We start from the raw sequence: 325 nt of genomic DNA, 5'->3' as shown, positions 1-325 counted from the left end.
GGGTCGAATGGTGCATGCCCGCGTCAGCGCGGACGAATATGCAGCGATCGAAAAGGCCGCGAAGGCGGCCGACATGACGGTTTCGGGATTTTTCCGGTCCCTGATCCTCGAAGGTGCCGGCGTACGACCGATCCTGACCAAGGATGATCGGCTCGTCATGGCGCTGCTGCTGGAGGACATGCGCGCGATCGGCGTGAACCTGAACCAAGTGGCGCGATCAATAAACAGCGGCAAGAGCGTTCACCCGAGCGAGCTCGACATCAATCTTGGCAACGTGCAGCGCATCCAGGCGGCCGTTTTGACGGAGTTGCGATCGCTATCGAAA

1 protein-coding gene is annotated in these 325 nt (G+C 60.3%); it reads left to right on the top strand.

All coding sequences use genetic code 11. The annotated features are described in order from the left end of the window. Nucleotides 1-7: 7 nt before the first annotated feature. The coding region (locus tag E5W70_RS31935) for a MobC family plasmid mobilization relaxosome protein (protein WP_292665293.1) at nucleotides 8-325 on the top strand (318 nt) is incomplete at its 3' end.

This window comes from Mesorhizobium sp. (assembly GCF_005063415.1).
In the GTDB taxonomy this organism is placed as follows: domain Bacteria; phylum Pseudomonadota; class Alphaproteobacteria; order Rhizobiales; family Rhizobiaceae; genus Mesorhizobium.
The sequence above is the reverse complement of the archived record's forward strand: the minus strand, read 5'-3'. Positions and strand labels throughout refer to the sequence as shown.